The sequence below is a fragment of the Dactylosporangium fulvum genome (assembly GCF_025137375.1).
GTDB lineage: Bacteria > Actinomycetota > Actinomycetes > Mycobacteriales > Micromonosporaceae > Dactylosporangium > Dactylosporangium fulvum.
Map to the genome: position 1 here is coordinate 7,068,390 of NZ_CP073720.1, position 22,977 is coordinate 7,091,366.

A 22,977-nucleotide genomic window follows, 5' to 3' on the forward strand; every position below is an offset into this window, starting at 1 on the left:
GGCTCAAGCACCCGCCACGGCCGGGCGCGCGGCGGTGACATCGAGAACGAAGTCGCGCACCGCGTCGATGGCCCGCACGTGGTCGACGTCGTTGAGCACGTTGTGCAGGCCGTCGGGGATCTCCACCAGGCGGGCGTTCGCGAGCGTGCCGTGCCAGTGCCGCGCGTCCTCGATCGAGGCCAGCGCGTCCCTGGTGCCGTTGACGAACAGCACGGGCAGCGTCACGTTGACGAAGGTCGTGGCGAGTTCGTCCGCCGCACCGGCGAGGGCCGCCGCGGTGACCTCGGGCTCGGGAAGCACCAGCTGGACAAGGGGATCCTTGGTGAGCTCCTCGAGATAGTCCGGGTCGGCGGCCAGCACCGACGTGTCGAACGTGAAGCTCTCCCCCGGCGGCGGCCCGTCGAGCGCCGTACGCCCGCGCAGGCTGGCCCCGGTGAGCACCGCGCCCGCGAAGGGCGCCGGATCGCCGGTGATGACCGCGGCCGTGACCCAGCCGCCCAGCGAGTGGCCGCCGATCACGAGCGGCAGCCCGGGCCGGCGCTCGCGGACGAGGTCGACCAGGGTGGACGCGTCCCGTGCGAGCACGTCGAGCGATCGGACCACCCCGCGCTCCCCGTCGGAGATGCCGTGGCCTCGGTGGTCGATGGCGTGGACGTCGATACCGGCGGCGTTGAGGCGCGAGGCGAGCCGGCTGAACTGACCGGAGTGTTCCCCGCCGCCGTGCAGGAAGACGAACGCGGCAACCGGCCGGTCCACCTCCCATGCGCGGTAGTAGAGGCGTGTGTCGGAGCTGGTGAAGAACGGCATGTCGTGGTCCTCGAACTCGGTGGATCGGTGGTTCAGTGCCAGGTGGCCTGTTGGCCGGGGTGGTCGCGGGCCGGCGGGCGCGGCACGGTCGCGCCGCGCCCGTCCGGGGGTCAGCGCGAGGAGCCGCTGCCGAGGTCGTCCACCGCGCGGTCGGCGCGATGGCCGCCGGTCACGGCGTCGAGAAGGCCGAGCTCGGCGAGTCGCTCCTGCTCGGCGTCCGACAGCGTCTGTATGGAGCCCACCCGGGCGGCGACCTGCGGCCGGGTGGCCCGCAGGTGCAGGAAGCGGAGCAGGCCGACCAGCAGCAGTGCGAGGAATACGTACGGCAGGTACCGGTAGGCGCCGGCCGGGACCGGGACGAGGTTCTTGTAGATCACGTAGAGGATGCCGAGTGCCGCGAGTACCGCCACCACGACGGCTCCCGGCGTCAGTGCCTTGATCTTGCGCAGCCACAGCGGCGTCGCGATGGCGACCAGTAGGTAGGCGAACAGGTATGCGTAGCTGGAGACGATGCCGACGTAGACGTCCCACTGGAACCGGCCGACCGAGTTCACCGTTCCGATCAGGCCGATGACAAATCCGACGACGCTGACGAACGTGATCGCGACGTGCGGTGTGCGGAAGGCGGCGTGGACCCGGCCGAGCGAACGGGGCAGGGCGTGCTCGCGGGCCAGCGTGAAGAGGCTGCGCGCGCCGGAGTTGATCACGGCGGCCGAGAACACGATCATCGCCGTGCCGAGCGAGAGCGTGACGGCGTAGGTGACCCAGTGGACGCCCGCGTTCTCCGCCACGACCGGCAGCGGCGTGCTGTCGGCGTCGAGCTTCCTCGGGCCCTGGAAGCCGAGGATCTCCGGATACGTGGCGACCAGGTAGAGAGCGGACAGGATGATGACCAGTCGCAGGATCGCCCGGGGAACGTTGCGGTGGGCGTCGCGCGCCTCGTGCCCGAGGGAGGCGATGCTCTCGAAGCCGGCGTACGATCCGACGGCGGTGACCGCGGCGATGAGGGTGGTGCTGGCGCCCAGGTGGTGCAGGCTGAACTGCTCGGCATCGAGATGCGGCCCGTATTGGATGTAGGCGGCGATCAGGATGACGAAGATCGCCACCAGCGACACGATCTCGAATCCGAGCCCCAGCTTGACCGACACGCTGACGCCGCGGAACGGGATGTAGAACGCCGCCGCCGAGGCGATGACCAGCAGGAGCACCTTGACCGCCACGTGGTCGGTGTGCAGGCCGATCTCCTGGAGGAACGAGTTGAAGTACAACACGGCCCCGAGCACGCCGGCGGCCGCGAAGCCGATGTACCCGAGGATCAGGGCCCAGCCGGTGACGAACGCGGCCACCGGACCGAGGCCGTTGCCGGCGTACGTGCCCAGCGAGCCGGACGAGACCGTCCGCCGGGCCTGGAACGCGATCAGAGCGGCGATGAGGTAGACGAGGGCTCCGCCGATGATCGCCGCCCAGAAGGCGCCCTTGCCGGCGACCAGGAACAGCGAGCCGGGAACGCTCGCGATCGCGACACTCGGAGCGGCGGCCGCCAGGCCTTGACCGAAGACGCCCAGGCCGGAGACGGCGCCGGTCGGAAGCTCACCGCTGTCGCTGGCGCTGGGCGACTGGACGTCGCCGACCAATGTTGATTCGTTTGTGGCCACGGTGGGAGACCTTTCAGCGCGGTGCGGGAGGAAGGCACGGCGGTGTACCGACCGGAGGGAGTGGTGACGGGCGGACGCGGCCGCCGTCGTACCGGCACTGCGGGACGCGATCGGGGCAGGCGGTCTCCTCGGCGTCGTGGCCGCGACGCGCGGAGACGCGCTGTGAGACGGGGCTCAGGAGGAACAGCGACCCCGGGAGCCGGCATGGCGACACAGGTCGAGGTAAAGCCGGCTGACGAGGCGGTGGGCTGCCTGGAACACGACGCGACAATAACAGGTAAACCTATAGGCTTACTAGGGATTAGCGACCGAGATCACCTGGTGACGAACACGGTGGCTGACGGTAGCCGACGTGCCGCCCCGTTCGGTCCGATTGGGCGGTCAACGTCGCAGGCTCAGGCCAACGGCGCGGTGGAGTGGGTGGTGGCACGCGACGAGATGCCCTTCGGCGGTCGGCGCGAGTTCGGGTCGTTCTGTTGAGCACCGGCCCGAGACCGCTGGGCAGAGCGGGGCGAACCGGCAGCCCTTGACGGTGGAATCCGGCGGCGCGGTGCGGCCCACAGCGGCGACGGCCGGGCTCGCGGCCGCCTGTCGTTCGGGATCGGGCCACGGGGTCGCGGCGATCAACTGTCTTGTGTAATGGTGCGCGGGATGCGCGAACAGTTCCTCGGCCGCCGCGAGCTCGACGATCCGGCCGAAGTACATGACGGCGACGCGATCGGAGATGTGTCGCACGGTATGCAGGCCGTGGGCGATGAACAGGTAGGTAAGCCCGAGTTGCCGTTGCAGGTTCTGCATCAGGTTCACGATCTGGGCCTGGACGGAGACGTCGAGGGCTGAGACAGCCTCGTCGGCGACGATGAAGGCCGGGTCGAGCGCGATCGCTCTCGCGAGGCCGACCCGCTGCCGCTGGCCCCCGGACAACTGGTGCGGGAAACGGTCGATCCACGCCGCGGGCAAGCCCACGGTCTCCAGGAGTTCGCCGGCCCGGGTCCGGCGCTGCCTGCGGGTTGCCGGGGTATGAATGGCCAGCGGCTCGCTGACGATTTCACCGACCCGCCAGCGCGGGTTCATCGATCCGTACGGATCCTGGAAGACGGTCTGGAGGTGCCTGCGGACTGCCTTCAGTTCCCGCTCTCGCAGGGCGGTCAGGTCCTGTCCGGCATAGAGGATCCGCCCTGCGTCCGGACTCTCCAGGCGCGTGATCAGTCGTCCCAGCGTCGATTTGCCGCTGCCGGACTCGCCCACCAGGCCGAGGGTCTCCCCGCGGCGGATCTGGAGGGTGACACCGTCGACGGCGTGGACGGGCCTGCCTGCTCGGGAATAGGTCCTGGTGAGCTCCCGCACTTCGATGAGCGCCTCGGACGGCCTCGCGGCGCGGCTCGTGGTGGCCACTCGGTCGGGGGCGTCACCGTCGCGCCGAAGCATGGCGACAAGTTGCTGTGTGTGCCAGCAGGCGACCGATCGGCCGCCGAGGTCGCGCAGCGGCGGGACTGCGGTCCGGCACTCATCCGTTGCGACCGGGCAACGCGGGTGGAAGCGGCATCCGGAGGGTGGCGCGAGCGGGCTCGGAGTCGAGCCGTCGATGGCGAGCAGGGGCGTGTTCCGGTTGCTGTCCAGGCTCGTGACCGACCGGAGCAGCGCGGCGGTGTACGGGTGCTGTGGGGCGCGAAACAGGCCGACGGTGTCCGAGTGCTCGACGACGCGGCCCGCGTACATCACCGCAATGCGGTCGGCGAGCTGCGCCGCGATGCCCATGTCGTGGGTGATGAGCAGGATCGACATCCCGAACTCCGCCTGAAGGCTCTTCAGCAGGTGCAGCACCTGCGCCTGGACGGTGGTGTCGAGCGCGGTGGTCGGCTCGTCCGCGATCAGTAGGTCCGGGCCGCCGGCCAGCGCCATTGCGATCATCGCCCGCTGCAGTGTCCCCCCGGAGAGTTCACTCGGCAATTGCTTCATGCGCAGTTGCGGGTCCGGGATGCCGACGCGTTCGAGCAGGCGGGTCACGTGTTCCCACCGCTGCCGGCGATCGAGACGCTCGCCGTCGTGAGCGGCGACGACCTCGGTGAGCTGAGAACCTATGGAGAACAGCGGATCGAATGCCGCCAGTGGCTCCTGGAACACCATCGCCACCTTCCGCCCGCGAATCCGCTGCAGATCGCGCCGGTGCAGTCGGGTGATGTTCTGGCCATCGAGCGTGATCTCGCCAGCGGTGATCTCCAGACCCTCGAAGTCGGTCAGTCGCATGATCGCCTTGGCAGTGACTGTCTTGCCACTACCGGACTCACCGATCAGGCACAACGTCTCGCCTGACCGGATCTGCAGGCTGACATCCTCGACGAGGCTCACCCGGTCGTGCCGCGTCGAGGCCTGGACCGTCAGGCCGTCGATCGAGAGCAGGTGGGTCACGTCAGACCTCCCGACCGGCCGTGCGGCGATCGAGCGCGTCCCGACTGTCCGAGGCGGACTTCCGGGTCCTCGTGTCGATCCTGAACGCCGAGCCGGAGCAGCTTCGAGCCTATGAACTCGCGGCCCGCATCGACTTCGACAAGCCTCGGCTCCACCGGCACCTGGACCGCCTGGAGGCACGTGGCATGATCCGTCGCCGCCAGACCGACGACAAGCCGCGAGGCATCACCGTCGAACTGGAGCCCGACGGCCGCGCCGCCATCCTCGCCGCGCGGCCGGCGCGCGGCCGGCACATCCGCGAGGCCATTGTGCAGGCGCTGACGCCGGAAGAGCTCGAAGCGTTCACACACGCGAGCGAGAAGATCCTGGCGCACCTGCGCTCGCTGGAGAGGTGAGCCGATCGGCCAGGGCTTTGAGCCGATGCGCGTTGCCGCGCAGGACGGCCGGACGGCAAAAGTGCCGCCGCCGCGACAGGCGGTGAGCTCGCCGTCGATCCGGCGGCGTGAGGGTTTCCCGGCTACGGGCGCAGGAGCGCGCCGAGCACCCGGGTGGCGCCGTCAGGGTCGGCGGGTTCGCCGGTGATCGTCGGGCGGTAGTGGAAGGACTCGGCGATGCGCAGCGTCGCATAGGCGAGCTCATCCAGCGGCAGCGGTGTGGTGATCCGGCCGGTCGCGATGTCGTCGGCGAGCTTCCCCCGCAGCAGGGCGATCAGTCTGGGCTGGAAGCCGTGCGTCGTGAGGGTGAGCAGCCGCATCATCATGTCGTTGTCCTGTTCGAGATGCCGGCGGGCGCCGGGCTGGCTCCAGCAGGCGTGCAGGAACCGGCCGACCAGCTCCGGCACACGCGGGCCGGGCCGCGACCGCAGCCGCACCCACTCCTCCTCGAGCGTCTGCTCGGTCAGCGACCAGATGACCTCGACGAGCAACTGTTCCCGGGTGCCGACCCAGCGGTGCAGCGTGACGCGATTGACGCCGAGCCGCTGGGCCAGCGCCTGGATGTCGAGCCGCCGGCCGGCGAGGAAGTCGGCGCGGGCGAGGCGGAACGCGTCCAGGGCCGTCGGTCGTCGATCGCCGTCCGCCAACTGGATCTGCAACGGGGTGCGGCTGGGCACGGACCGCACGTTACCCGGCGCGACACCCGCGTGCAACATGCGGCCTGTTGTGTTGCACAAATGAGAATTCTGGACGACTACGTTGCTCTTGACATGCAGGAAGTCCCGGCGACACGCTGATGCAACACCCCGGCTTGAATGTTTCAAAGGAGAAACGCTATGGCCACTTCGTTGCAACCAGACGCCACCGCCGTCAGGGTGGCGCAGGGCACGCTCCGCGGCCGCCGCTCCGGAGGCGTCACAGCCTTTCTCGGTGTGCCGTTCGCGGCGGCGCCGTTCGGCCCGCGCCGCATGCTCCCGCCACAGCCACCGGCCCCATGGGACGGCGTCCGGGACGCCCTCGACTACGGACCGACCGCGACCCGGGCCGACTACATCCCGCAGTACGTCGGCCTCTTCCCGGAACCGATCATTCCCGGCGACGAATGCCTCAACCTCAACGTGTGGACGCCGGACCCCGGCGCGTCCGGCCTGCCGGTGTTCGTCTGGTTCCACGGCGGAGCGTTCACCAACGGCTCCAACGCCGTGGCGGCGTACGACGGCACCGCCTTCGCCCGCAACGGCGTCGTGCTCGTGTCCGTGAACTACCGCCTCGGCGCCGAGGGCTTCCTCTACACCGGCCCTGAGATGGCGAACCTCGGCCTGCTCGACCAGATCGCGGCGCTGCGGTGGGTCCAGGACAACATCGCCGCGTTCGGCGGCGACCCGGCCCAGGTCACGATCGGCGGCGAGTCGGCCGGCGCGATGAGCGTCGTCGCGCTGTTGGCCGTGCCCCGCGCGGCCGGGCTGTTCCAGCGCGCGATCGCCCAGAGCGGCGCCGCGGCGAACACCCTCGCACCGCAGACCGCGCTGCTGGTGGCGAAGCACCTCGCCGAGGCGCTGGACATCGCGCCCACCCGCGAGGCCTTCGCCGGGCTCGACCCGGACAAGATCGTGGTCGCCTCCCGTGCGCTGCTCAACGAGGTGCAGACCGCCGGCGACCCCGCGAAGTGGGGCGCGCTGGTGCAGAGTCTGCTCCCGTTCGCGCCGGTCGTCGACGGCGACGTCCTGCCCCGGCATCCGCTCGACGCGATCCGCGGCGGGGCGAGCGGCGATGTGCCGCTGCTCATCGGCTCCAACCTGGAGGAGGCCAGGCTCATGCTGGTCGCCTCGGACTCCATCGACCTCATCGACGAGGCGGCGCTGCACGCGGCGACCGCGGGCTACGGCCCGCCGCCCGGGCCCACCGTCGCCGCCTACCGTGCCGCCCGGCCGGACGCCGGCCCTGGGGACCTGCTCGCCGCGATCGTGACCGACTGGTTCTTCCGCGTGCCGGCGGTAAGGGTGGCCGAAGCCCGCGCCGGCGCGGCCGCCGCCACCTGGATGTACCGCTTCGACTGGCGCTCACCGAGCTACGACGGGCGCTTCGGCGCGGCGCACGGCGTCGAGTTCCCGTTCGTGTTCGACACGATCACCGCGCCTGACCTGACGAAGCTGATCGGCCCCAACCCACCGCAGCAGGTGGCGGACGCGACGCACGCCGCATGGGTCCGCTTCGTCGCCGGCGGCGACCCCGGCTGGGCGCCGTACGACCCGGACGTCCGCGCGACCGGCCGCATCGACGGGAACGGGGCCGTCGACGTCCTCATCGACCCCGACGGCGCGGAACTGCGACTGTGGGAGGGACACCGCTGATGGCACTCATCCGCTACGAGGTACCGATCCCGAAGGTCGGGCGGATCACGCTCACCCGGCCCGAGCGGCGCAACGCGCAGGACACCGACCTGCTCTACGCGCTCAACGACGCGTTCGACCGGGCGGCTCACGACGACGAGATCTCGGTGATCGTGCTCGCCGCCGACGGCCCGCACTTCTCCGCCGGGCACGACCTGCGCGAGGACGACCCGTTCGGCGCGCTCGACCGCCACCGCACGGTCGGCACCTCGTCGCGCTTCCACGGCCCGGGCGCCGAGGGGCTGATGGCCCGCGAGGAGGAGATCTACCTCGGCTTCTCCGAACGGTGGCGCAACATCCCCAAGCCCACCATCGCCGAGGTCCACGGCAAGGTCGTCGCCGGCGGCCTGATGCTGGTCTGGCCCTGCGACCTCATCATCGCCAGCGAGGACGCGGAGTTTCTCGACAACGTCGTCGAGGGCGGCGCCAACGGCGTCGAGTTCTTCAACCACCCCTGGGAGTTCGGCGTCCGCAAGGCCAAGGAACTGCTCTTCACCGGCGGCGCGCTGTCGGCCCGCGACGCCGAGCGGATCGGCATGGTCAACCGCGTCGTGCCCCGGGAGGAACTGACGAGCACGACATTGGCACTGGCCGAACAGATCGCCGCCCAGCCGCTGTTCGCGCTGAAACTCGCGAAGCTGTCCGTCAACGCCGCACAGGACGCCCAGGGCCGGCCGCAGGCGATCCAGACCGCGTTCGGCCTGCACCAGCTCGCCCACAGCCACAACATGCAGGTCCACGGCACGGTCGTGGCACCCGCGCTGTTCGACCGTGTGCGGTCGCGCGGGACGGCGGGCCCGTCGTGACGGCCACGACCACCGTCCCGCTCGGCCGCATCCTCACCAACCTGGCCGCGGCCGAGCCGGACCACCCCATCGTGACCTGCGGGGACGAGACCGTGACCAGGTCCGAGCTCGAATCACGGGCGAACCGGCTGGCCCGGGCGTACGAGTCGCTGGGCGTGCGCCCCGGCGACTTCGTCACCACGGCGCTGCCCAACGGCGTGGAGTTCTACGCCGCGACCTTCGCCCTGTGGAAGCTCGGGGCGATTCCCCAGCTCGTGTCACCGCAGTTGCCCGGCCGGGAGCGCAGCGCCATCGTCGAGCTCGCCGACCCGTCGCTCATTGTCGGGGTCACACCCGGCAGCCACGGCGACCGCCCCACCGTCCCCGCCGGATACCGACCGGACCCCGGCCTGAGCGACGCCCCGATCGAGCCGGACCGGGTGCCGCCGGCGTGGAAGGCGCCGACCTCGGGCGGCAGCACCGGCCGGCCGAAGCTCATCGTGTCCGAGCTGCCCGGCGCGATCGTGCCCACCGAGATCGCCGACCTGCTCGGGCAGCACGACCACGGCGTCCAACTCGTCCCCGGCCCGCTGTATCACAACGCGCCGTTCAACTTCTCGATGTACGGACTCTTCGCGGGCCAGCACCTGGTCGTGCTGCCGAGGTTCGACCCCGTCGCCGCGCTCACGGCGATCGAACGGCACCGCGTCGACTGGGTCGGCCTCGTCCCGACCATGATGGTGCGGATCTGGCGGGAGATCGAGGCCGCCCCCGGCCGCTACGACCTCAGCTCGCTGCGCCAGGTGTTCCACGGCGCCGCACCCTGTCCGCCCTGGCTCAAGGAGGTCTGGTTCTCCCTGGTCGGCGCCGCCAACGTGAAGGAGATGTACGCCACCACCGAGGGCCAGCTCATCACCTTGCTCGACGGCGACGAGTGGCTACGCCACCGCGGCTCGGTGGGCCGGCCGATCCGCGGCGAGCTGCGCATCCTGGATGCGGACGGCGCAGCGGTACCGCCGGGTCAGGTCGGCGAGCTCTTCACGCGCACCGGTGAGGGCATGCCGTCCACGTACCGGTACATCGGCGCCGAACCCCGCAGCCGCGACGGCTGGGAGTCGGTCGGAGACCTGGGCCGGCTGGACGCCGACGGCTACCTCTACCTCGCCGACCGCCGCACCGACCTGATCATCACCGGGGGATCCAACGTGTATCCCGCCGAGGTGGAGGCAGCACTTCTGGCCCACCCGGCCGTCGTCAGCTGCGCCGTCATCGGGCTGCCCGACGACGACCTCGGACAGCGTGTGCACGCCGTGGTCCAGGCCGGGTCCGCCGTCACCGACGACGAGCTGCGCGGGTTCCTGGCCGACCGGTTGGTGCGCTACAAGATTCCGCGGTCGTTCCGGTACACCGACGCACCCGTGCGCGACGACGCCGGCAAGGTGCGCCGCTCCGCCCTCCGCGACCAGGAGCTGCGGCGCCTGTCCGGCGGACGCCCGGCACAGCCGGCCTGACGAACGGTTCAGTACGGAACCTGTCCGGGCAGGCCGGCATCCCGCGTCGGCAGGAGAAACGTGCGCTCGAGGCTGAGCACTTCCTCGCCGGTCGACTTCGTTCCGACGGTGCGGCAGGTGACGATGCCGTGCCCGGGATGGCTCCTGGAGAGCCGCTTGCCCAGGATCTCACTGGTCGCGTAGAGCGTGTCTCCCGCGAACACCGGCATCGTCAGCCGTATGTGGTCCACGCCGAGATTGGCCACCGCGAGGCCGCTGGTGCTGCGCGCGGACATGCCGCCGACGACGGCGAGCGTGACCAGGCTCGACACGATCGGCTTTCCCCAGCGCGTCTGCTCCGCGTATGCGGCGTCGATGTGCAGTGGTGCCGCGTTCATGCCGAGCATGCTGATGAGCACGTTGTCCATCTCGGTGATGGTCCGCCCCGGCCGATGCTCGAACACGTCGCCGACGGTCAGGTCGTCGTAGAAGAACCCGACCGTTTCGCGGTACCGCTGCACGCCCACGGTCCGATATCCGCTGATGGCCGCGGGGGCGTCGGCGGGGGCGTCGTCCGCACGGGCATCAGTCCGCATCGGTCAGCTCCTTGACGTTGTCGATGAACCGGCCGAGCTGTTCCTCGCCGATGTCGGCGCGGATCATCACCCGGAGTCCCGCCTCGCCGTGCGGCACGATCGGGAAGAACACCGCCGAGCTGTAGAACCCCCGCCGGAACAGCTCAGCCGAGGCCGCGACGGCACGGTCGGCGTCACCGATGCGGATCACCCGCACCGGCAGGCCGTTGCCCGCGAACGACGTGGGCAGACGGCGGTCGAAGTAGTCGATGTTGGCTTGGAGGCGGCGCTGCAGCTCGCCCAGCTCCGGTGAGCGGTGGATCTCGGCACTGGCCAGGGCGGCACCGACGTCGGGGACCTCCATGTTCTGCGACCATCCCACGGGACCGGCGTGTCGTTGCATGAAGTCGAACCACTCGGGCCGGCCGAGCATCGCGATGCCTCCGTTGGCACCGAACCCCTTGTGCAGCGTGGACACGACGATGGTCAGCGGATTCAGGTCCATTCGTGACCGTACGAAGCCCTCGCCGTGCTCGCCGGTGATGGACAGCGAGTGGGAGTCGTCCAGGTAGAGGAAGAGGCCATACCGGTCCTGCAGCTCACGCAGGCCCTCCAGGGCGGCCGCGCCGCCCATCGAGTAGGCGCCGTCGGCCACGTACGCCACACTCGGGTACTTGCGGCAGACGTCCTCCAGGAAGTCGAGGTCGTTGTGGGGCGAGGTGAGCACTGTGGTCTCGTCGGCCACGATCGGCTTGACGTACGCCATCGAAAGGTGCGCGAACCGGTCGAACACCATGACTCGAGGTCCCCCGGGGGCCAGGTGGCCGGACGCCAGCAGCGGCAGGATGCCGAACGTCAACGCGGTGCACGACACCCCGGTGAGCACCCGAGCCCTGAACAACTCGGCCAGCTCGTCCTCCAGCCGGCCGAGCACCTCGTGCCGGATGCGGGTGTTGGACACCATCAATCCTGTCGTGCCCGTCTGGCGCAGGCTTTCGACGGCACCGGCCACCACCTTCGGGTGGAAGTTCAGCCCGAGGTAGGCACTGGAGCACAGGCTGACGAACTCGTGCCCTGTCTCGCTCACGACCAGCCGATTGTTGGAGGTGCCGGCGACGCGGAGGCCGATCAGCCCGTTGTCGGCGGCTGCCTGCCAGACCGGGTCGGACACGCGGAGCATCTTCTCGCCGTTGCGGTACCGGCGCGGGCCGACGAAGTTCGGCGGGGCGTTGACATCGGTGCTCATGTGCCTCTCCTTGTTGGCGTCGACATCGCCGGCCCACCGGCGGTGTCGAACTCGTCGATGAGTTGCTGCGATGCCTCGAAGAACGGCGTGCCGACCATCGCGCCGTCGACGACCGCGATCCGCCGGCCGCCTTCCGATCCGGCCGCCACCACCCGTCTGGCATGCTCCAGCGTGCCGGCGTCCGGTGAGTACATCTCGTTGATGACCGGGACCTGCCGGGGATGGATCGCGACCTTGCCGCTGAACCCGAGCGCCCGTGACCGCGTCGCCTCGTCCCGCAGCGTCGCGATGTCCGCGACCTCGAACGTGGGTGCGTCGATCACCTCGATGCCGGCGGCTCGCGCGCTGTTGACCACCAGTGACCGCGCCGACACCAGCGTCTCCCAGGAGAGCCGGGCGCCCGCCGCGAACGCGTAGTCGGCGGCGCCGAAGCTCAGCGCCCGCAGCCTCGGCGACGCCGTCGCGATCAGGTCGAGGTTCGTCAACCCGCGCGGGGTCTCGACGATCGCGATGAGCTCCACGTCGGGACAGCTGCGGGCGAGGATCCGTGCCGCGATCTCGATGTCGCGCGGCGACTCGACCATCGGCAGCACGACGATGTCCGGGCTCACCCGGTACGCCTGTACGGCCAGCAGGTCCCTCAGGCCGTCGGACACGGTGATGGCGTTGACACGGACGGCGCGGCGCACCGGCACCGCACGGGACGTGGTGAAGAAGCCCTCGGCCAGGGTCCGGGCATTCGCCTTCTCATCCGGCGGAATCGAATCCTCCAGGTCCACGAGGCAGATGTCCGCGCCCGACCGCAGCCCGGCCTCGTAACGGTCAACCGCCGAAGCGGGCGTGGACAGCAATGAACGGCAGTACCGGGTGTACTTCATCACGACTCCAATCGGGGCGACGGCTCACAGCAGCGCGGCCGGGTGGTGAAAAACCGGGGTGACCCTGCGCAGCTGCGAATCGTTGTCCAACATCAGCGTCCGTGCGGACGTGCCCGCGAAACCGTCCGGCATGACGAACGAGCTCCAGGTCGTGTGCCACACCTCGGGTTGTCCGGTGTCGGGGTCGATCATCGTCTCCGGGCGCGGTGACACCCGCTGCTGGACGACGTACCCACTGCCGACGAGGTCGGTCAGCGCTTCCTTCCACACCGTGTCGCTGACGCGCCACCCGGCGATGATCCCGGCACCGCTGTGGCCCAGGCTGGGCTTGAGAATCAGGTCGCTGCGGGCCTGCATGCAGTGGTCGATCAGATCAACGGTTTCCGCGCCGACCTCTGCCGGCCCGTCGGCCAGCGTTCGTGTCCACGGCAGCACCCGATCGACCAGTTCACGCTCGGCAACCGTGAGCGCAGTGCGACACCGGGGATCACCCAGCAGCGCGAGACATCCCTTGCTCGCGTAGAGCTTGCTGTTCAGCGTGGTCCACAGCAGGACCCGCCCGTCCTGGTGTGCGCGGATGACGGGCTCGATCGCCTGTTCCCCGTCCGGATCGGCGATCACCTCGTCCTCGGTGAAATAGCGCAGCACCACGTCGACCGGCCGGCCGTGCAGGTGCAGCCGGCCCTTGCGTTCGGTCAGCTGGCTGACCTCACCGAGCAACGTCTCCAGGCCGAACCCGCACAGCATGTCCTGGAAGGACAGGCTCGCGGCCAGATAGTCGTTCATGCCGTTGTCCGGCTCGATCAGCGCGACCACCGGGTCGGCCCCACCGGTCAACTCGGCCGCCGCGGACCGCAGCGTCTGCGCGAGATGGCGGCCCGTGTCCTCGTACGCCAGCCGGTGCCGCTCGGCGAAGCCGGTGAAGGCGTCCACGTCGAGCCATGCCGCCGCGAGTGCCGCGGTGTCGATCCCGCCGAGTTCGCTGCCGATGTTGTATTCCAGCACCCTCAGCCCGGTGCCGTCGTGGTAGGCATCGGCGCGGCCGTAGAGCGGTGGCGGGCCGTCCAGCCGGCTCAGCAGGGCCGCCCGCCGGGCGTCGATCCCCACAGCGGCGCAGTAGCCGCCGAGGTCGCCGGCGAAGAGCCGATCCGGCATCGACACCATCAGGTGGAACAGCGCCGCCAGGTCGTCCGCGAAGCCGAACATCTCGGCCGCTTCGATGAACAACGGCCGGGGCAGCATCCACTCGCCCCAGCGCAGGGCGAAGCGCTCCGGCAACCGTTGCCGGGCAGCGGCCGCCGCGCCGATCAGCCCGGAGTCACCAGCGCGGCACTGTTGCAGGTACGTCCTGGTGACATCGTCCATGGTGCTGCCCCCTGTTCCACGAACCGGCCGGATCGCGGCGACGCCGCGACCCCGACGCAGGTCACGGTGCCGAGTCCAGCTATCCGCCCGCTATCGAGTCGCTGTCGAGCCGGTGGACGGCCGGGTCAGGCCAGGTGCGGATCGCCCGGCGCGGCGTCGCCGGGGCCATCCGCCGTGGGCATCCGCGAGCCCAGGACGCGCCAGGTCGCCGCGGCCACGGCCACCGCCACCACAAAGCCGATCCAGTACGGCGCCGTCACCCCGAACGTCGCGGTGACCACACCGCCGAGCAGCGCGCCGATCGCATTGCCTCCGGCGGCAAGGAACAGATACGCGCTGTTGACCCGGCCGAGCATGGAGCCGGGGGTGAGCCGCTGCCGCAGCGACGCCACCACGATCGTCCACAGTGCACCGTGGATGCCGAACACGCCCAGTGCCAGCCCCGCGACGACGGGGCTGTCCGATACCGCCAGGCAGAGATGGAACGCGGCCTCGACCACCAGCCCCGCCCGCAGGGTCACCCGCGCCGTGAAGCGCCGGACGAACCACTCACCGAACAGCGAGCCGACCAGACCCCCGACGGCGAGCGCGGTGAACAGCAGGCCGTATCCGACCGAACCGAGGCCCAGTCGCTCGGTCGCGAGGAGGGCGAGAATGGCCAGAGCGGCGGTCAGGGTGACGTTGAGCAGACCGATCAGCACCGCCAGGGTGCGCAGCAGCCGGTGTGCCAGCAGCCAGCGAGCACCTTCGAGGATGTCGGTCCGCAACGAACGCCGGTGACCGGGCGGCGAGGTGCGGGGGCCGACGGCCCGGCCGGAGGTCCCTGGCAGCATCGGCAGCATCGCCAGCAACACCGCGCTGACCGCGAACGAGGCGCCGTCGATGACAAACGGGGCAGCAGCCGAGGCGGCGAACAGGAAACCGCCGAGCGGGCCGGCGAGCATGTCATGCGCGACGGTACGGGCGGCGCCGAGCCGGCCGTTGGCGCGCTCCAGCAGGTCCGGTGGGACGAGTGCGGGCATCATGGACAGGCCGGCGGCCCGGAACAGGGTCTCGCCGGTGCCGAACAGCAACAGCGCCGCATACAGCAGCCAGACGCCACCCCGGTCCAGCGCCACGCCGACGCCCAGCGCACCGGCCGCGACGGCTCGGCACGCGTCCACGGCCACCATCGTGCGGCGCCGGTCGAGGCGGTCCACCAGCGCGCCGCTGACGAGTGAGAAGAGCAGCCACGGCAGCGTGGCCGCGAACATCGTCCCGGAGACCAGCAGCGGGCTGCCGGTCGTCGACAACACCAGCAGCGGTGCGGCTACCCGGGTCATCCCGTCTCCCAGCGACGAGACGGTCGTGGCGGTCCAGAAGTACGCGAACCCGGTGCCGAGCCCGCGGGAGGTCGTGCTCGCCACCTAACGAACAGTCCGTCGGCCCGCTGCCCCGGTCGTGAGCGTGCCGCCGGGAGGCAGGCGCCGGATCCGTTCGGTGACCGCGCCCGGCAACGGGCCGGCGGCGATCCGAAGCGGCTCGGTGTCACGCCCGACCAGGTATGCCGGCCGGGGTTCACCCGGCCACGACGGCAGGTTCGCCACGTCGTTGTACGTCACGATCATGAGACGTCGCGGCACCGGTGAGATGTTCGGGGCGGAGCCGTGCACGATCTCGGGCGAGAAGAACACCGCCGAACCGGCCGGCCCCTTGAGTGCGTGCATGCCGTGGACCCGGACCAGGTCGGCAAGATCCTCGCGAGTGAGAGCGATGTCGTCGGGGTCCAGGTGCTGTGCCGAACGGACACCGCGCCGGCGGTCGACCCGGCGGACCCCCGCCCGGTGCGAGCCCGGGACCACGACGACCGGCCCGTTGAACTCGGTCGCTTCGTCGAGGAACACCCCGATGTTCACCTGCCGTGGTGCCGGCAGGCCGTCCGCGATCCGCCAGGCCGGATAGTCCTGGTGCCAGGACCACTTGTCCCCGCCGAAGGCCGGCTTGGCGTTCACCTTGAATTGATAGACATAGACGCATTCGGTGAGTAGCTGCTGGACGGGCACCAGCAGGCGGGAATCACGCACCACCCGCGCGAAGAGCGGCTCCCGCTCGTGGGAGGCATACACCGTGCGGACCGCCTCGCCGCCGTCCTCGACGATCCGCTGCGGACCGGGCCTTCCGCTGTCCCGGCTGTACGCCTCGGTGAGCGCCCGGACCTCTTGCGCGTCGAACAGCGACTCGACGGTGAGAAACCCGTCCCGATGGTATGCCTCAACCTGTTCATGACTGAGCCGCATCGTCACCACCGCTCACGTTCGTCGGGTCCGCCGTCGGCCGGGGACGACCGCTGGTACAGCACGCCCTCGCTGTAGACCAGGCCGGCGCGGCCCCACTCGATCGCCGACGCCACATCCGGGAAGAAGCCGCGACCGGCCAGGTTCGCGCTGGTGTTGCACAGCACCGGCACGCCGCTGTGCCGGTGATAGCACTCCAGCACCTCGGCCAGGAACGGATCGTCCGAGGCGGACACCGTCTGGAGACGTGCGGTGCCGTCCAGGTGCACCACCGCCGGAATCCTCGACACCCACTCCGGCCGCACCCGGTGGTCGAACAGCATGTACGGATCCGGCACTCCGGGGTCGAAGATCTCCGGCGCCCGATCGACAAGACAGACCGGGGCGACCGGCCGGTACGGCTCCCGGCCCTTCATCCGGTTGAGCCGGTCCCGCATCGCAGGTGAGGTGGCAGCCGCAAGTATGCTGCGCCCACCGAGGGCCCGCGGGCCCAGCTCGGCCCGTCCGTTCAGCACCACCACCGGTTCGCCCGTCTCGTGCAGGACCTGGGCGAGACCGGACGCGCTGGTTCGCGCCGCGGTCCAGCCGGGCGGCAGCGCGCCGGGCGGCGGCCCGAGCCTGGGCCCGGACCGCAGTTGCCAGGCCAGTGGCACCAGCCCGGTGTGCTGCGCGAGGCCGAGTGCCGCCGCACCGATCGCAGAACCGCTGTCGTTGGGAAACGGGGGCACCCACACGTCGCGGAAGATCGGGAGCGCCCGCAGAGCGCTGTTCCACTTGATGTTCAGCGCGCAGCCGCCGACCAGGCACAGGTTCCAGGGCCCCTCGGCGGCCGGCGAATCCGGCATGGCCGACCAGTGCTCCACCATCGCGGTGATCCGCTCGACCAGCAGACGTTCGAGGAACACGTGGATGCTCGCCAGCACGTCCTCGTCGGACACGCCGAGCGGACGGACCCCGTCCCGCAGACTCGCGAACAGCTCGTACACCGGCGGCCGGGACGGCTCGAAGAGGCTGCCGTATCCCCCGACCGACTTCCGGTAGAGCACCGCCGGTTCGGCGTCGCTTTCGAAGATCCGGTGGAACGCCTCCGCGAGCATGCTCAGCACCTCCGGGCGGGCCGTGCCCAGGGCGATGTACGCCATGAGTTTGCCGGCGATCGACAGCTCGTCGGCCTTGGTCGCCTGTGACACCCCCCGCTGCGGCCCGAAGTTCAGCCCGGCGATCGCGTACGCATGGCCGATGAGCGGAAACAGGTGACCCAGCGATCGCACCCCGTGTGCCGGGTCGGCCCAGTAGAGCATCGGAAAGAGCCCGCCGTCCCAGATCAGCACGAACGACGGCTCACCGCGAACGGCGTACGGGCTGGACCCGTACCCGCTGGCCAGGTGACCGGCGGCGTGCGGATAGCTGGTGTAGCGCAGCGGTGTGCCGCTGATCGTGAAGCTGCCGGACAGGCTGGGCCGCAACAGGTCCGGTGCGTGCTCGCTCTCGCGATAGGGTCCGATCGGGATGACGAGGGGATCGCCGCCGTCGGAACGGTGCAGCACGTGCGTCCGGTCGCCGTCCCAGCCGTCGATCACCCACTCGTCGACGTCGTCCACGGTGTAGCCGAAGTCGGCGAGGATGTCGGCCACGTGACGCAGGTCCTCGATCGCACTGTAACGGCGCCCGTTGGCACGCTTCTCCATCTCCATGCTGAACACGAGACGGTCGCCGTCGAGAACCGCGACCGCGCCGTCATGGGTCAGCTTGAGACCACAGATGATCATTGGCTCGCCTCCGTGGGTCGTTACTCGTCGGCCGACACGGATGCCAGCCATGCGTGGGCGTCGGAGAAGTAGTTCACGTCGGCCGAGATGACGTCGATGAGCGGGCGGCTCCGGACACCGGCGAGGCGGCGCGTGTGGTGGCGCCGGGTGGCCGCGGAGAGCGGCAGGTGCCCGACGTCGCGGTATCGAATCGCGCCGGTGCCGTCGCGTTGCGGCACGACCGCCGACCGCGCGTGGACGCTCGCGCTGAACGGCACGTCCAGTTGTCCCTTGGCGAACGCGTCCACGATCCCGGCGGCCAGGTCGGGACGGTCGAGGACAGGATCGACGATCTCGGCGACCTCGCGCTCGAGCCAATGCTGTTCCTCGGCGATCCGGTCCTCGTCGAGCCGGACGAAGTCCAGCAGTCCACTCGTGCCCAGCGCGGCGGTGCGGACGCCGTGTGCGCTCGCCGCCGCGTCGGGAATCCCGTACGCCTCCTGGTTGGTCTTGCACACCACCTTCGTCGCCCTGCCGAGCCGTGCCACCAGGCCGCCGTACAGGATGAGCGCGTCCGCCTCGGGCTGCCGGCGGGGGAAGACTCCCATGAACTCGTGCAGCACCGGATAGACCTCTACGCCGGCGGGGAGGTAGCGCTGTCCCAGCGACCGGATGCTGCGCAGGGCCGCGATGTCCTGGTGCGCTTCACCGCCCTGCGGGTACGCGATCGACACGCAGCCGACACCCTCCTCGATCGCGAGGCGCGCCTCCAGCAGCGCCACGGCGAGGCTGATCGACGGCGGCATCAGCACCGCGGTCAGCGTGCCGAACAGTTCCCGGTCCACGAGCACGCCGTCGCGGGCGAGCCGGCCGCAGGCCGCGTCCACCCGGCGCCATGCGGCGAGCGAGTCGGCCAGCGGCACGGCCTTGGAGTAGGGCAGGTTGTAGCTGATTCCGCCGCCTTCGAATGAGCTGATCCCCGCTGCCACGCTGACCGCGAAGAGCTCCCGTGCGTCCGGTGAGCCGTGCCGCACCTCCAGCGGGACGTCGACCGCGTCGACCAGCTCGCGGGCCCGGTGCCAGCCGTGTGCCACGAGGGGGTAGCCGTTGAGGTCGGCAGGCTGCTCCCGGAGGACCCGCGCGGCGGCGGTGAACTGCCGCAGCCGGGTGTACGAGTCGATGGTCACCGACAGCATTCCCGGTCCGGTCCGGGCAAGCCCGCGGAGCAGGTCGACCATCTGCTCGTGCCCGCCGACGCCGCACCGCGGTTGGACGAACGGCCGGCCCGAGAGGTCCGCGGCGCGCAGCGCGTCGACCGGCCGCCGGCCCGGATGGGTCGCCAGCCGCGCGGTGATCTCCGCCGAGTCGGGCAGCCCGGTGACGACCTCGGCGGACAGTTCGAGCATCTCCAACAGGTCAGGCACCGGACGGGCTCCTCGGTCGCGATGCCACGATCGTGTCGAGCAACGGCAGCAGCTCGTGCAGGTCCCGCAGGACGTGGTCGACGCCCAGCTCGGTGAGCCGGCGTACCTCGTCACCGCTCTTGCGGCTGCCCACCGAGAGGTTCCCGCCGACGATCACCGGGCATGTCAGCCGGCCGACCGCCCGAAGCGCGGGCAAGTCGCGCAGGTCCTGGGCAGCGTGGCCGTTGATGCTGCCGATCAGTACCGCGACGGCTTCGGGCCGCGCTGACTGCGCGTCCGCGAACTCCGTGAGCGGGGTGCACACACCGAGGTTGACGACCTCGAAGCCGGACTCGCGCAGGTACATCGCGATCAGATGGTTCGCCACCGCGTGCGCATCACTCTCGGCGACGCCGAGGATCAGCACCGGGGTGTGCGATACGGTCCGCCCGGTCACGTCAGCTCTCCCCTCCCACCCGCGGCGGGCCGCCCCACCCTCGACAGGTCGCTCCGGCCCGGCGTCCGTCAGTCGTCGAAGGCAGCGAACAGTTCACGCTCGTTCACCTCGCGGAGTCGGGCGACGTCGTACTCGTCCGGGTCCGCCCGGCTGAGCGAGTCGAACACCAGATTGATCGCCGGCACCATGCCCCACACGTGCCGGTAAGCGGGCCAGCCTCGGTGTCCTGCCAGGTGGTCCTGTTCCCGGGCGAAGATGTAGTTGGGCCAGTCGCGGCTCTTCGGATGCCGGTGGTGGTAGTCATGGCAGACCGTGTCGCCGGTCAGCACCAGGTATCGGGCCGGAAAGTGAACGAACGCCATACGGCACAGCCATCTGGCCCACGCGCGGGCGGCGGCAGGCCGGGACCGACCCGGGCGAGGCGCGGCCTCGCCGAGGAAGATGGCGTTGGTGAGGCCGCCGAAGTAGTCGGGTCCGCGCCGGTCGGCACGGCCGGCCGGCGGGAACGTGTGCTTGACGCACAGCCGCAGCGTGTTGCTCACCTGGAAGAAGAGGGTCGCCGGCAGGACCCAGCCGACCAGCACGAAGGTCCAGGCGTGCCACCAGGTGGCCAGCACCGCCACGGCCAGCAGGCCGGCACCGGCCAGGGCGCGTTCGCCGGGTCCGGCGAAATGGAAGTACGAACGCAGCCGCGCGAGACCGAACCGGAGGTGGAAGCTCGGCGAGACGAGCCTGTGCAGGGTGTTGCGCCACATCTGCCGCCTGGTCATGCCTGGGCGCAGCCCGAGGCTGAGCAGGATCGCTTGAACAGTCGGGTCGCGCAGTGTCATGTGATGCCGGGCGTGGTGCTCGCCGACGTGTTCCACCTGATAGCGGTCGAACTGCTGGATCATCAGCAACGCGGCGAGCAGGCGGCCGAGTGCCGTATCAAGACGGCTCCGCGCCCACATGTTGCCGTGCGAGCACTGGTGGAAGATCATCATGCGGAGGTTGCGCATGCCGTGCAGCGTCATCGCCCAGCCCGGCAGCAGGAGCAGCAGGTACCACCCGCCGGCGTGCAGCGCGACCGCGGTGACCGCAAGGCCGCCGAGCAGGGACGCGAAGGCGTTGACCAGGTGCTGGCCGGCAGTGAACCGGATCGGACGCTGACCGGCGTGCGGCCGGCCGGTGAGCAACGTCAACGGCAGCGCGAGGATCTCCGGTAGCGGCCGCATCGACTCGCGCACCGGATCACCGGGGTCCCCGGCGCGTTCCGACGTGGGCCTGTCCACCACGGAGTTCGTCATCACCCTCCCCATGTGAGCCATCAGGCGGCACCCCCAGGCATCAGACGAGATGTGTCATGGGCGGGCCACGCCTGCCGCCGGCACCGCCGGGTGCGCTGCGGACAGCTCCGCGGCACCGGCGAGCACGTCGGCGACGACACCATCGAGCTGTTCCGCGGTCGTCGCCGGGTTGAGCAGCATCAGCTTGAGGAACACAGGGGCCGTGCCGTCCGGGCGCGGGACGCGGGTGCGGGCGGTCAGCACGGTGCCGGCCGCCATCAGTCGACGGCGCAGTTCGGCGTTGAAGGCGTCGGCGTCCACGCCGGGATCGGGCAGATAGCGGAAGACCACGGTGCTCAGCACCGGCCGGTCGGCGAGTTCCAGCCGTGGATGCACGGCGATCCGGTCGGCCGCGTGACAGGCCAGGGCGTGGCATGCGTCGACCATCTCCCCGATGCCGCGGCGGCCGAGGGTGCGCAACGCGACCGCGATCTTCAGCGCGTCGACCCGGCGGGTGGCCTGGAGCGAGGAGCCGTACCGGCCGTGGTAGCCGGCGAGCCGATCGTCCTCGGCATTGAGGGTCGTGGTGTCACCGGCCAACGGGTCGAGGCTGGCGGCCGATCGCACCAGCAGGGCGCTCGCCGACGCCGGCACCCAACCGAACTTATGCAGGTCGAGCGTGACCGAGTCCGCCTCGGCGATGCCGCGCAGCATGGGCCGCAGCCGATCGGAGAAGATCGCGCCACCACCGTACGCCGCGTCGACGTGCAGCCAGACACCGCGCCGGCGGGCGATCACGGCCAGCTCCGGCAGCGGATCGACCCAGCCGAAGTCCGTGGTACCCGCGCAGGCGACCAGTGCCACCGGCACCGTGCCGGGCGGCAGGTCGATCAGTACCTGCTCCGCGAGATCCGGCCGGATCCGGCCGTGCTCGTCGCTCGGCAGGCGAACGATGTTCTCGGTGCCGATGCCCACCACGCCGACGGCACGGGCGACGGAGAAGTGGGTCGAGTCGGAGCACAGCACGACGGGACGGGCGCCCAGCCCCGCCAGCCCGCTGCCGAAGGTCGACGTGCCTTGCCGTGCCGACAGCACCCACTCGCGGGCGGCGAGGAGTCCCATCAGGTTCGACACGCTTCCGCCTGCCGTCAGCGTGCCGCCCGAGGCCGGTCCGTAGCCGACCGCCGCGGCCAGGCCCTCGACGACCCAGCGGTCCAGCTCCAGGGCCGACGGACCGCTCTCCCACGCGTGCAGGGACTGGTTCAGTGCCGCCACCACCACCTCAGCGGCGACCGCCGGTGCGAGCGGTGGACACTGCATACGCGCCACCGCCGCCGCGTGGTTCAGATCAACGGCGCCGCCGGCGAAGGCCCGGATCAACTCGACGAACGTGGTACGCGCGTCCTGCCCGGTTTCGCCGATGAGCGCCTCGGACAGCGGCCCGGTGCCGGGACCGCCCACCCTGCCGGGGCCTCCGGGCGGCACCGGCCCGCTCCGCCCGGCGAGGTTCTCGGCCAGCAGATCGAGGGCGAGGTCCGTATAGGTGCGCAGCTCCGCCAGTCCGACGCCGGTTCCGGCGAACAAGGCCGGTGAAGGAGCTCCGGGAACGGCAGTGGCCATGGCGCCATGGAAGCCGAGCGCGCCTTCGACCCGGTATCGAATCGCAATCGAGTCGCCGGGCCGGCGCATCGATTGCCACCCGATGCCGCTCCGATAGTGCACGCGGATGCACTGGGCCTTGCCGCCGCCCCGTGCCGTCGCCTCCGACGTGCGAGACCATCCGCAGAAAGGCAGACA

Annotated in this window: 19 protein-coding genes; 4 read left to right on the plus strand and 15 right to left on the minus strand. The window is 70.6% G+C overall.

The window, feature by feature from the left end:
• Positions 1–3: 3 nt before the first annotated feature.
• The 3 genes from Dfulv_RS32560 to Dfulv_RS32570 form a co-directional block, all read right to left on the minus strand.
• Positions 4–807, minus strand: a complete 804-nt coding sequence (locus Dfulv_RS32560; protein ID WP_259857636.1) for a lysophospholipase — start codon at positions 805–807, stop codon at positions 4–6.
• Positions 808–917: 110 nt separating this feature from the next.
• On the minus strand, positions 918–2,462 hold the full coding sequence (locus Dfulv_RS32565; RefSeq protein ID WP_259857637.1) for an APC family permease: 1,545 nt from the start codon (positions 2,460–2,462) through the stop codon (positions 918–920).
• A 381-nt stretch (positions 2,463–2,843) separates the two neighbouring features.
• Complete coding sequence (locus Dfulv_RS32570) at positions 2,844–4,871, minus strand: dipeptide ABC transporter ATP-binding protein (protein ID WP_259857638.1); 2,028 nt, start codon at positions 4,869–4,871, stop codon at positions 2,844–2,846.
• Positions 4,872–4,942: 71 nt separating this feature from the next.
• Between Dfulv_RS32570 and Dfulv_RS32575 the strand changes: the two genes are divergently transcribed.
• Positions 4,943–5,266 carry a MarR family winged helix-turn-helix transcriptional regulator gene (locus Dfulv_RS32575; RefSeq protein WP_259857639.1) on the plus strand — a complete coding sequence of 108 codons (324 nt, stop codon included), beginning with the start codon at positions 4,943–4,945 and terminating at the stop codon, positions 5,264–5,266.
• 122 nt (positions 5,267–5,388) lie between these two features.
• On the opposite strand, the gene Dfulv_RS32580 is transcribed toward Dfulv_RS32575, so the two are convergent.
• Positions 5,389–5,982 carry a QsdR family transcriptional regulator gene (locus Dfulv_RS32580; RefSeq protein ID WP_259857640.1) on the minus strand — a complete coding sequence of 198 codons (594 nt, stop codon included), beginning with the start codon at positions 5,980–5,982 and terminating at the stop codon, positions 5,389–5,391.
• Positions 5,983–6,141: 159 nt separating this feature from the next.
• Here Dfulv_RS32580 and Dfulv_RS32585 point away from each other — a divergent pair, with 159 nt between their 5' ends.
• From Dfulv_RS32585 to Dfulv_RS32595, 3 genes are read left to right on the plus strand one after another with little or no spacing between them, the layout of a single operon-like run.
• Positions 6,142–7,656 (plus strand): carboxylesterase/lipase family protein, encoded by a 1,515-nt coding sequence (locus Dfulv_RS32585; RefSeq protein WP_259857641.1) that lies wholly within the window; start codon positions 6,142–6,144, stop codon positions 7,654–7,656.
• On the plus strand, positions 7,656–8,501 hold the full coding sequence (locus Dfulv_RS32590; RefSeq protein WP_259857642.1) for an enoyl-CoA hydratase: 846 nt from the start codon (positions 7,656–7,658) through the stop codon (positions 8,499–8,501). The genes Dfulv_RS32585 and Dfulv_RS32590 overlap by 1 nt, the downstream gene beginning before the upstream one ends.
• Positions 8,498–9,991, plus strand: a complete 1,494-nt coding sequence (locus Dfulv_RS32595) for an AMP-binding protein (RefSeq protein ID WP_259857643.1) — start codon at positions 8,498–8,500, stop codon at positions 9,989–9,991. The genes Dfulv_RS32590 and Dfulv_RS32595 overlap by 4 nt, the downstream gene beginning before the upstream one ends.
• An 8-nt stretch (positions 9,992–9,999) precedes the next feature.
• Here Dfulv_RS32595 and Dfulv_RS32600 read toward each other — a convergent pair whose 3' ends face one another.
• The 11 genes from Dfulv_RS32600 to Dfulv_RS32650 all read right to left on the minus strand — a co-directional run bounded on the left by Dfulv_RS32600 (position 10,000) and on the right by Dfulv_RS32650 (position 22,800).
• Positions 10,000–10,566, minus strand: a complete 567-nt coding sequence (locus tag Dfulv_RS32600) for a MaoC family dehydratase (RefSeq protein WP_259857644.1) — start codon at positions 10,564–10,566, stop codon at positions 10,000–10,002.
• Positions 10,556–11,791 (minus strand): aminotransferase class I/II-fold pyridoxal phosphate-dependent enzyme, encoded by a 1,236-nt coding sequence (locus Dfulv_RS32605; RefSeq protein WP_259857645.1) that lies wholly within the window; start codon positions 11,789–11,791, stop codon positions 10,556–10,558. Before Dfulv_RS32605 ends, Dfulv_RS32600 begins: the two co-directional genes overlap by 11 nt.
• Complete coding sequence (locus Dfulv_RS32610) at positions 11,788–12,669, minus strand: HpcH/HpaI aldolase/citrate lyase family protein (protein WP_259857646.1); 882 nt, start codon at positions 12,667–12,669, stop codon at positions 11,788–11,790. The genes Dfulv_RS32605 and Dfulv_RS32610 overlap by 4 nt, the downstream gene beginning before the upstream one ends.
• 24 nt (positions 12,670–12,693) lie before the next feature.
• Positions 12,694–14,034, minus strand: a complete 1,341-nt coding sequence (locus Dfulv_RS32615) for a hypothetical protein (RefSeq protein WP_259857647.1) — start codon at positions 14,032–14,034, stop codon at positions 12,694–12,696.
• 125 nt (positions 14,035–14,159) lie between these two features.
• Entirely contained in the window at positions 14,160–15,440 is a 1,281-nt protein-coding gene (locus Dfulv_RS32620) for an MFS transporter (protein ID WP_259857648.1), read from the minus strand.
• A complete protein-coding gene (locus Dfulv_RS32625) occupies positions 15,441–16,310 on the minus strand; it encodes a phytanoyl-CoA dioxygenase family protein (RefSeq protein WP_259857649.1) in 870 nt (289 codons plus the stop codon).
• A gap of 2 nt (positions 16,311–16,312) precedes the next feature.
• Positions 16,313–18,076 (minus strand): carbamoyltransferase N-terminal domain-containing protein, encoded by a 1,764-nt coding sequence (locus Dfulv_RS32630; RefSeq protein ID WP_259857650.1) that lies wholly within the window; start codon positions 18,074–18,076, stop codon positions 16,313–16,315.
• A 20-nt stretch (positions 18,077–18,096) separates the two neighbouring features.
• Positions 18,097–19,479, minus strand: coding sequence for a methylaspartate mutase (locus Dfulv_RS32635; RefSeq protein ID WP_259857651.1), 1,383 nt, complete (start codon positions 19,477–19,479; stop codon positions 18,097–18,099).
• Complete coding sequence (locus tag Dfulv_RS32640; protein ID WP_259857652.1) at positions 19,472–19,915, minus strand: cobalamin-dependent protein; 444 nt, start codon at positions 19,913–19,915, stop codon at positions 19,472–19,474. The genes Dfulv_RS32635 and Dfulv_RS32640 overlap by 8 nt, the downstream gene beginning before the upstream one ends.
• 68 nt (positions 19,916–19,983) lie before the next feature.
• Positions 19,984–21,201, minus strand: coding sequence for a fatty acid desaturase (locus Dfulv_RS32645; protein WP_259857653.1), 1,218 nt, complete (start codon positions 21,199–21,201; stop codon positions 19,984–19,986).
• 54 nt (positions 21,202–21,255) lie between these two features.
• A complete protein-coding gene (locus Dfulv_RS32650) occupies positions 21,256–22,800 on the minus strand; it encodes a pyridoxal phosphate-dependent decarboxylase family protein (protein WP_259857654.1) in 1,545 nt (514 codons plus the stop codon).
• Between the last annotated feature and the right edge of the window lie 177 nt (positions 22,801–22,977).

What these genes read in the sequence shown, in the direction of transcription:
- Dfulv_RS32560 (WP_259857636.1), bottom strand. Translation starts at nt 807, where the DNA reads ATGCCGTTCTTCACCAGCTCCGACACACGCCTCTACTACCGCGCATGG.
- Dfulv_RS32585 (WP_259857641.1), top strand. Translation starts at nt 6,142, where the DNA reads ATGGCCACTTCGTTGCAACCAGACGCCACCGCCGTCAGGGTGGCGCAG.
- Dfulv_RS32590 (WP_259857642.1), top strand. Translation starts at nt 7,656, where the DNA reads ATGGCACTCATCCGCTACGAGGTACCGATCCCGAAGGTCGGGCGGATC.
- Dfulv_RS32600 (WP_259857644.1), bottom strand. Translation starts at nt 10,566, where the DNA reads ATGCGGACTGATGCCCGTGCGGACGACGCCCCCGCCGACGCCCCCGCG.
- Dfulv_RS32605 (WP_259857645.1), bottom strand. Translation starts at nt 11,791, where the DNA reads ATGAGCACCGATGTCAACGCCCCGCCGAACTTCGTCGGCCCGCGCCGG.
- Dfulv_RS32610 (WP_259857646.1), bottom strand. Translation starts at nt 12,669, where the DNA reads ATGAAGTACACCCGGTACTGCCGTTCATTGCTGTCCACGCCCGCTTCG.
- Dfulv_RS32615 (WP_259857647.1), bottom strand. Translation starts at nt 14,034, where the DNA reads ATGGACGATGTCACCAGGACGTACCTGCAACAGTGCCGCGCTGGTGAC.
- Dfulv_RS32625 (WP_259857649.1), bottom strand. Translation starts at nt 16,310, where the DNA reads ATGCGGCTCAGTCATGAACAGGTTGAGGCATACCATCGGGACGGGTTT.
- Dfulv_RS32630 (WP_259857650.1), bottom strand. Translation starts at nt 18,076, where the DNA reads ATGATCATCTGTGGTCTCAAGCTGACCCATGACGGCGCGGTCGCGGTT.
- Dfulv_RS32645 (WP_259857653.1), bottom strand. Translation starts at nt 21,201, where the DNA reads ATGACGAACTCCGTGGTGGACAGGCCCACGTCGGAACGCGCCGGGGAC.
- Dfulv_RS32650 (WP_259857654.1), bottom strand. Translation starts at nt 22,800, where the DNA reads ATGGCCACTGCCGTTCCCGGAGCTCCTTCACCGGCCTTGTTCGCCGGA.